We start from the raw sequence: 8272 nt of genomic DNA, 5'->3' as shown, positions 1-8272 counted from the left end.
CCCGAACATCGACCGGCGTGTCACCCGACCCGGCGAACGTTCGTGGCCAACGCACTAGATGAATGAGTCCGATGTCTTCAGTGGTCATAGGCGATCAGGGATCGTTGGACCGGGGCGTCGGTGGTCCAGTTGTGCCAGATGGCGGTGGCCAGGGCGAGGAGTCGTTGTCCGGTGCGGGCGAAGACGCTGGCCGGGGTCCTGCCGCCGTGGTGTTCGAGGCCGAGCTGGCCCTTGAGGGTGTCGATCACGGCCTCGAGCCACTGGCGGACCCGAGCGATCTTCCCGTGCCGGACCGGCTCGTCCTTTCGGTCGGGCCGTACCAGGTGAGCACCGAGCCGTTCGGTGACGAAGGCTTCGAACTCCCGCCCGGCGAGGCCCTTGTGCGCGAGGATCACCTGCCCGGCCCGCAGGAGGTGGTGGTCGCGTTCCAGCAGCGCGGCCATCACCTCGCGCTCACCGAGTTTCGGGTTGGCCGGGCACCACGTGACCGGCATGCCCTCAGCAGTGGTGACCAGGTAGAGCCGGAATCCCCAGAAGAACGGGGAGTGGCTGCGGCAGTAGCCGTAGCCGGCGTGTCCGGCCAGGTTAGAGCGTTTGACCGTCTCGCGGGAGGCCGCGCACGGCAGCGGGGTGGAGTCGATCAGCCGCAGATCGTCGTGCCAGGTGGGCACCTGGCGCGCCAGGGCCTCGATCACTCGGCTGATCAGCGGCCCGGCAGCGTTGAGGCGCTTGTTGTAGGCCGACTGCTGAGGCAGGTAGCGGAAGAGGTGCCCGAGGCGGGCGTGGGCGAAGCGGATCCAGTGCCGGGCCGAGGGAAAGCCGGGGGTCGCCCGATCCGGCGACAAGGCGCCACGTGGTCGTCGATGAACACGTACAGTGCCGCCAGAAGGGCGTCCAGGTTCGTCTTCACACGCTGACCAACGGGCGCCCTTCGCCATGGTCGCGACCAGGACAGACATCGGACTCATTCATCTAGGGGGTCTCGCCCTCCGGGTGGGACCTGCCCTGTCTGCTGTGGGGATTGTCCGCTACTTACGGGTGAGCAGGGGGAGCTGCCGTCGGACGCCTGCCCGGCCGGAGGTACTGCCGTCGGGGGTCGGGGCGCCGTAGGTGACGTCGACGCCACGTTCGCGGGCCGCTTGGACGATCCCGGGAACGGCGCGTTCGGCGAGCGCGGAGATGGTGAGTGCGGGATTGACGGTGAGGGCGCCCGGTACCGCGGAGCCGTCCGTCACGAAAATGCCGGGGTGGCCGCGCAGTTCGTGCCGGTCGTCCAGGGCGGAGGTGTGCGGGTCGTCGCCGATGCGGCAGGACGCGAGTGGGTGGACGGTGTAGGCGCCCACCACGTCATTGGTCCAGGGCGTCACACGCGACAGCCCGTCACGTTCCAGGATGTCCTTGACGACCGCGTCGGATTCGTCCCAGCCGCGCAGGGTGTTGGCGCTGGGCCGGTAGGAGATCGGGCCCCGGCCGAGCATCTGCTGCGAGATCCGCACGGCGTTCCCGGTCGGCGGGGGCGGTCCGAAGACGCCTTCGTTGTCGTCCTCGACCATCGTGAAGATGGTCAGCCAGGAGCGCCAGCGCCGGACCATTTCGGTCTTCTCCGCGCCGAACCAGCTGGGTTTCTGGGCGTCGGGGACCTGGGCGAGGATAGTGCCGAAGCCCGGCGGGAAGTAGAGCTGTTCAAGGGAGAACCGGGAGTGTTCGGGAAGGTTGCCGTCGAGGTTGTCCCAGCTTGCCACGACCGGTCCCTTGCCGATCTGGTTGGCGAGGTAGGCGATGTCGTCGCCGCGGTCCAGCCCCAGGAGGTCGCGGGCGCGTTCTTCGTTGATCACCGCGTTGTTGAGCCGCTCGCCGTTGCCGGAGAAGTAGCGTCCGACGGCATGTGGCATCCCGCCGAGGTCGGCGGCGGAGCGCTGCAGGATGACCGGGGTGGCGCCTGCTCCTGCGGCCAGGATGACGATCTTGGCTTCGATTGCACCGCTGCCGTTGCTCAAGCGGTAGTCCGTGTCATCGATGGTGTTGTAGTGGACGCGGTAGCCGCCGTTCTCGGTGCGGGTGAGTTTCTGTACCTCGTGCAGCGGCCGGATCTCGGCTCCGTGGACCCGCGCGGCAGGGAGGTAGTTCAGCAGGAGTGAGCGTTTCGCGTCGAATCGGCAGCCGGCCATCATCCAGTTGCAGTTCGTGCACTTGGAATTGTCCACCGCGGTGGGGACGGGATTGGCGGTCCTGCCGGCGTGGTCGCAGGCCGCGGCGAAGAGACCGCCGGCGTAGCTGACGTCCTCCCAGCTCTGGGTGGTTATGGGGAGGGCCTCGCTGACCACGTCGTACCAGGGGTCGAGGACATCGCGGCTGATCGCGGCCGGCCACATGCGGCGCCCGATGCTTCCGGTGCGGTCGAAGACGAAGCGGGGTGCGCGGGGCATGGCGGCGAAGTAGACGACGCTGCCTCCGCCGACACAGTTGCCGCCGAGCAGGCTCATGCCGTCGCCGACGGTGAAATCAAAGATTCGGGTATAGGAGGAACCGAGAAGGAAGTCGTGCTCGAAGTCGTTCGACTCCAGCCATGGGCCCCTCTCCAGCATGGTGACCTTCGCCCCGCCCGCGGCGAGGTGGTACGCGGTGATGGATCCGCCGAATCCGCTGCCCACGATCAGCACATCGGTCTGCTCGATCGCGTTCACGCCAGGCTCCCGGAGGGTGTGGTGTCGGGGTGGAGACGGGCAAGGGGGCGACCGTAGGAGAATTCCGAAAAGCGCCACAGCCCGTCTTCGGAGGGGGGTGCGAAGCCCAGGGCGGCCAGGCCCGGGTGTCCGGCGGCGATCGCCTCGGCGGTGTGCAGATGGGCGCCGGTGTCGAAGGCCATGTTGCTGAACAGGGCAAGACTGACCCAGATATCGCGTTCGGGGTGTCCGGGAGCGGTCAGGACGGTCACCAGGTGCGTTCGCTCGGTGTAGGACAGGGCCACGAAGGGCGGCACCGCGGCGTCCGCGTCGGCCGGTTCCGCGGCAGCGTACAGCCGGGCATGGGCGTTGAGGGCATCGGCGAAGTCGTCCAGGGCATCCGACAACCCGGTGGCGGCGGTCTGGAGCAGTTCCAGGGCCCCTGCCGCCACTGCGCCGGGACCCGGCACGACGCCGGCCACCGCCCGGTCCCCCTCGTGTCGTTTCGCACCGGGGACTATGGTGTCGGCGAAGGCCTCCAAGGTGCTGACTTTCTCCTGATCTAGCAGCGGTTGCATGGATGGCATTCCTTCTCCATTTCGACGCATGGGCGGCATGGAATCGGCTGCGACTCATCATGTCGAGAACCTCTCCGCACAGATCCTCCGCCGCGGAGATTGGCCAGGCATCTCCGTCATTGCTGTCGTCGGTCCGCCGAAAAGATCTGCACATTCCCATGGGTCCGCGTATGGCAAACATCGATGCCGTGGTTGTTTGGACCCTCATCCGCCGTTAATGACGTCCGGCAGTGACGGTCGATTTCACTTCGCGCGAAGGTCCGATACGCGGGCGTGACCGGCCGGTATCCGCCTCGGCGCCAGAGTGGCAATGCGCAGTGCGCAGCGGCAGGGATCGACAAGATCGCCGAGCGGTCGGCTCCTCCTGATCACCGGCATGACGGTCACGGACATCAGCTGCACGGTTCTCTGCCGGCCTGGACTGTTCGAGATGCGGAACGCGCCGCCGAGTGTCTGGTGCCTGCTGGGTGAGCTGTGGGTTCTCCGGCTCGTTGCCGCTGCCGCAGATCTCGCCGGCCTCGCCCGTCACCACGGACCGGAACCCTGGTGCGGAAGCCGAGCTGCGGGAAGGGGACCTCCGTCAGGGGGGCGCGAACAGGGTCCGCCGGAGCGGTCCACGACCCTGGCCGGCCGGCCGGGGGCCAGGTCCGCAAGGCCGGTGATCAGGCCGGAGAGCCGCGGCGTCCATCAGGTGTGGTTCTCATTCGTCTTGCAGCAGAGAGGGAACTCCGAGCGGCGGTGCTGTGGGTGGTTGAGAAAAATCAAGTCTGGCCAACCGTGTCTTACGGGGTTTGACCTGTGTCCTGCAATCTGGATGAGAGTCCGGCAGGCGAAGTGAGAATGCTGGTGCGCGCTTGGCGTACAGAGACCGCGCGAGGGCTTTTGTGATTATGCCGGACCGGAACCGTGAACTCGGGAAGTATCGGCGCACGAACGTCTGCTGCTGGGGCACATCATGACCGCCTGGACCACCGGTGACGGCCGCGCCCTCGACGACGCCTGGACTCACCGGTGTCCTGCCGGATCTGGGCAGCCAGTGGGGCCACCGTCCGGATGGGCGTCGGTGGAAGAGCGCGTGCCCGGTCCCGGCCGGCGTGACGACTCCCTTCGGTGGGAACCCGCCTCGTTTCCCGCTGGAGTCTTTCGGGCCGCCGAAGGCGCGTCAGTCGCCCTCGTTGTCCGGCGCGTCCGGCAGGGGCCCGTCGACCGCAGTGGGACGCATCCCTGATCAGTGAGGGCCGGGCTGCGGCGCCGACGGCGGAAGGGTCGTCCAGCGGGCCTTCCGGCACAAGCGGACCGCCCGTCAGTCGGGTCCCGTCGCCAAGGAGGCGGCCGGACCGGTCGCGCGGCTGCGCGCCCACGTGGGGTCGCGGGCCGGTGAACCGGAGCGCGAACCGACGGCCCTGACGCTCGGCGTGTCGGGCCGCACGCTGTGGGGAGCGGCCCGGGACTCATGGCGGCGGTGTGCGCCGTGGCGCTGCTCTGCCGTGAGCTGCGCCTGGAGAAGGCGCCGGGCCACCGGGTGACGGCGGAGCCGATGCTCTCGCTCGGGATGCGGGGCGGGCCGCCGGCGAGGGTTGTACGGTGCGGCGACCGCTGCGGCGGGGCCGACGCCCCGCCGCAGCGCCGGATCATCCGGCGGCCCGGACGATGTCCGCCTCGAACGCCTTCGACCGCACGCGCTGCAATGCCACCAGTATCGGGGGATCGAGAATTCGCATACCTCGCAGTCGGAAATCGGTCGGGCCGAGTGGTGTGTCCCGGCGCACTTCCAGAGGGCCGAGGGAGCCCACGTGAACCGCTTGGTCCTCCGTCAGGGCTTCGCAGGCATGTCCCGGAACGGAATGCCCTAACAAGAACCATGTTCCAGCCGGAACCTCTGTGATTTCAAAAGGTCCAGGGAAAGGGAGAATGGTGCAACTCACCGGCTTGCCCTCGGGTACCCGGGTGGGGAAAAGGCCAAGGAATATCAGCCCCAGGTCCGCGCCTTCAGGTGCAGTAACCGACCCGTACACCGAACCCCCAGCATCTCGCTTTCCGGAAACTTTTACCGAAGTGACGAACCCATTGAATCGCCGATAGGCAGAGGGGGCCATTCCGACGCTGCCAGAAAAACGTGAGCTGAAGGTTCCCACGCTGCTGTACCCGACCATATGGCTGATGGTGGTGACAGTGAGATCGGTCGTCAGCAGTAACCTCTTCGCCTCCCGGATGCGCATCGCCGACAGGAAGCGACCTGGTGAGACGCCTGTCACCCTCCGGAATTCGCGGGAGAAATGAAACTTGCTGTACATGGCGAACCCGGCTATATCGTCAATACTCAGCGGCTCCGAGAGGTTCTTTCGCATGGTCTCGATGGATCGCTCGACGGCATCGACAATAGTAGTAGGCACCGCGGTTTTCCCGCTCTCCATTTACCCTCCCAGGGCAGTGAAAAGGCGATCAGGCCGGTTGAATTCGGGGCCATGGGGCCACCGAACGACGGACGACCTAGAACGCTCACAGCGGAAAGGAACATTAGCAGCGTGTCTCACATCCGAACAAGCATGCGTTTTATGTTTCGAATGCATACGCCATGGGAATATGTGCCCGCCCGTCGGCGTGCTTGAAACAGCAACATCGGAGATGTTACGGGCCCCTGCATCATGGACTATCGACACAACTAATTCGCCCGCAGAAGAATCCTTCCCGACTTATCCGTCCGTTCAGAGGGAATCGCTATGACCGGACGGCGACCACGGCCGCCGCAGGGCGCCTGGTCCGGGCCGCGACACCGTTGGCGATCGACCGAAATACCCGGCCGAGAGGTTCTGCGTGCCCCGTTACGAGCATCCGGCGCCGGCCCGCGACCGCATCGGGGTGGTCCAAGGTGACAAACAACGGCCTTACGGTGTATTCGACTTGGAGCAGATCGCGTTGCATCGGACCGGCGTGCCGCATCGTCGGCGGCTCCCCGGCCGGTTCCCGTCACACGATCGCCGCAAGTACCCCGCGGTCCTTCCGTTCCGACGGGGCGCCGCGGCCGGAGACCGTCAGGTCCGGCGACGGCAGCCCCGAGAACGTCCGGGTCCGTCAGGTTGCCCGAGTACCGCTCGACGTCAGCGCGGGCGCCCGGTGGCACGGCGACCGGTCCGCGGCCCACAGCGCGCAGCCGGACGGGGCGTCGTGACAGCGTCGCCACGGCCACGGTCCCGCGAAGCCCGACGGCCCGAGCGCGGTGACGAGCGGCAGGCGCCGCGAGGCCTCGGTGCCGCTCACGCCGCATCGCCCTCCCGGCGGGGACCCGGCCGGTAGGCCGGGAGGGCCTTCGGGCCCAGGGCCGCGACAGCGCGGCTGCCGTGGGACGTCGCGCACCGTCTGCGGGGGCATCTCGGCGGACGAGTCGATGTTCGGACATAGCTCGAAGCGGCCCGCTCCGGGTCGTCAGCGTCGTCGACCGACACGAACCCGACGCGGGAGAAGGCCGGGTGCCCCAGGACGGCGCGGAGGTGTTCCCGCGACAGTGAGAGGGCACGTCCCGGATCGGCGATCCAGCGCTCCTCGGCACGGTGGTGGGAGAGCGTCGAGTGGCAGGTCCGCCCGTAGCCCGCGCCGACCTGCAGGACGCGCGCGCCGCCCGGGCCGACGTGCCGGCTGATGAACTCCGACTCGTGGACCGCGAGCAGGTGCTCCATTCGGACGCTATCGCCGTCATGGGTCACGCCGAGGGGAGCCCCGGTCTCGCGGTGGCGGATCCTGCGCAGGCGCGTACGGTTCTCCAGGGTAAGCCGCGAGGCGATTTCGAAGATGAATGCCTTGCGATATCGCACACCGTTGACCTGCGGACCCCATAGCGCGAGCTCGAAGTTGACCGGATCCAATTTGAAGGAGGCCGGATTCGCCACGCCCTTCTCGGTCACCTTGGCGGAGTTGTTGTAGTTCCACAGTGCGCTCTGGGCGTTCTATCATCCATAAACTGCGATGCTATGCGGCGCAACTGGCTTTGACTTCCTCGACGATGCGGTTCTCGACCGGCTTCCGCACCGGATCCATAGCTGTCCGGGGTGAGCACCGAGAGAGAAGGACCGGACGACGGTCTGCCACACACTGGGTGCCGGAGCATATCCGCAACGAGTGGAGGGAATTCCACATGGCGAAGCAGAGGGACGTCCTGGCGGATCTGGTCGAGGAAGGGGACGAGATCGATGCTCTGGTCGCGGAGTTGGGCGACCCCGAGTGGGACGCGCCGACCCCCGCCGAGGGATGGACGATAGCCCATCAGATCGCACATCTGACCATGGTCTTCGAGCTGGCGGAGAAGGCCGCCGCCGACGCCCCGGCCTTCGAGGCCAAGGTCGCCGGGCTCGGCCCGTCCTTCGACGCGGCGGTCCAGCAGGGGCTGAACCCCTACCTGGCGGACGTCCCCGCCCGGCTGCTGGAGCACTGGCGGAGCCAGCGTGCCGCCACCGAGCAGGCGCTGTTCGCGGTCGGGCCGGGGCAGATCGTGCCGTGGCTGGTGCGTCCCATCCCCGCCGCAGTGCTCACCGCGGCGGGGATGATGGAGACGTTCGCGCACGGCCAGGACGTGGCGGACGCACTGGGCGTGCGGCGGACGTTCACCGACCGGATTCTCCACATCGCCCAATTCACGGTTACCACCTGGGATTTCGGCTATCAGTCGCGTGAGCTGACAGCGCCGCCGACCGGGTTCCGCTTCCGCCTGACGGCGCCCTCGGGGGAAGTGTGGGAGATGGGGCCCGCGGGAGCACGCGAGCGCATCGAGGGCCCGGCGGTGGACCTGTGCTTGCTCGCCACCCGGCGGCGCCACCGTGCGGACCTGGCACTGACCGCCACCGGCCCCGAGAGCGACCGGTGGCTCGACATCGCCCAGGCGTACCGCGGCCCGGCGGGCCCCGGCCGCCGTCCGGGACAGTTCACCGAGGTGCCCGGATAGCCCGACGGAGCGGCATGGGCGGGGGGCCCGGGGCGGATGGGACACTGTTGGTTAATTCGGGCCCTGCTTTGCCCCGTCGAGCGTCAGCTCGGCGGGGC

At 67.9% G+C, this 8272-nt stretch carries 5 protein-coding genes and 1 pseudogene; 1 reads left to right on the top strand and 5 read right to left on the bottom strand.

Annotated elements, in window-relative coordinates:
• Positions 1 to 77: 77 nt before the first annotated feature.
• The 5 genes and pseudogenes from IE185_RS32535 to IE185_RS32515 form a co-directional block, all read right to left on the bottom strand.
• A pseudogene (locus IE185_RS32535) lies at positions 78 to 910 on the bottom strand (IS982 family transposase).
• A gap of 118 nt (positions 911 to 1028) precedes the next feature.
• Positions 1029 to 2684, bottom strand: a complete 1656-nt coding sequence (locus IE185_RS32530; protein WP_138897157.1) for an FAD-dependent oxidoreductase — start codon at positions 2682 to 2684, stop codon at positions 1029 to 1031.
• Complete coding sequence (locus IE185_RS32525; protein WP_138897159.1) at positions 2681 to 3250, bottom strand: DUF5987 family protein; 570 nt, start codon at positions 3248 to 3250, stop codon at positions 2681 to 2683. The genes IE185_RS32530 and IE185_RS32525 overlap by 4 nt, the downstream gene beginning before the upstream one ends.
• 1622 nt (positions 3251 to 4872) lie before the next feature.
• Positions 4873 to 5589, bottom strand: a complete 717-nt coding sequence (locus tag IE185_RS32520) for a helix-turn-helix transcriptional regulator (protein WP_138897158.1) — start codon at positions 5587 to 5589, stop codon at positions 4873 to 4875.
• 906 nt (positions 5590 to 6495) lie between these two features.
• On the bottom strand, positions 6496 to 7140 hold the full coding sequence (locus IE185_RS32515; protein WP_229843846.1) for a putative sugar O-methyltransferase: 645 nt from the start codon (positions 7138 to 7140) through the stop codon (positions 6496 to 6498).
• A 230-nt stretch (positions 7141 to 7370) separates the two neighbouring features.
• Between IE185_RS32515 and IE185_RS32510 the strand changes: the two genes are divergently transcribed.
• The gene (locus IE185_RS32510; protein WP_138897156.1) at positions 7371 to 8174 is read left to right on the top strand and encodes a TIGR03084 family metal-binding protein; all 804 of its coding nucleotides are present in this window, start codon (positions 7371 to 7373) and stop codon (positions 8172 to 8174) included.
• The last annotated feature ends 98 nt before the right edge of the window (positions 8175 to 8272 follow it).

Source organism: Streptomyces chryseus (assembly GCF_014650755.1).
Lineage (GTDB): Bacteria > Actinomycetota > Actinomycetes > Streptomycetales > Streptomycetaceae > Streptomyces > Streptomyces chryseus.
Note: the sequence above shows the minus strand (reverse complement) of the source record. Positions and strands in the feature narration are given on the sequence as shown.